Consider the following 391-nt stretch of genomic DNA (forward strand, 5'->3'; position numbering starts at 1 on the left):
GGCGGGTTCTAGCGGTCGTTGCAACACCTGAGAATTTCGGGAGTTGCAACGACCGTGTCTGTTTCATCAGGAAAGCAGTCCCGTCCGCGGCATAGCGCGGAGCAGAGAGCAGCGTTCTTCGTGGTCTTTGACCGTTTGGGCGGTGACGTGAGTGCCGCGGCCCGGGAACTTGGCCTCGGCCGGGTCACCTGCGCCAGCTGGGTCCGGCAGGCCGGGCTTCGCGGTCAGGGCCGCCCGGGCGGGAAACCGCATCCACGGCAGCATGAGTTCTTCGCGTTGCTGCAGGATGGAATGCCGCTGGGTGATGCTGCCCGGAAGATTGGTGTTGAGCCTGAGCGCGCGCGGCGCTGGCTGACACGCTCCCGGGCCGGGGCACGCTTCCGTGCCCGCG

At 67.3% G+C, this 391-nt stretch carries 1 protein-coding gene; it reads left to right on the forward strand.

Features of this window, described 5'->3' with window-relative positions; genetic code table 11:
• Positions 1 to 54: 54 nt before the first annotated feature.
• Positions 55 to 391, forward strand: a 337-nt coding sequence (locus NGB94_RS16695; protein ID WP_325791841.1) for a hypothetical protein, incomplete at its 3' end; no start/stop codon positions are given.

It is taken from the genome of Arthrobacter koreensis (assembly GCF_035792275.1).
GTDB classification, from domain to species: domain Bacteria; phylum Actinomycetota; class Actinomycetes; order Actinomycetales; family Micrococcaceae; genus Arthrobacter_B; species Arthrobacter_B koreensis_A.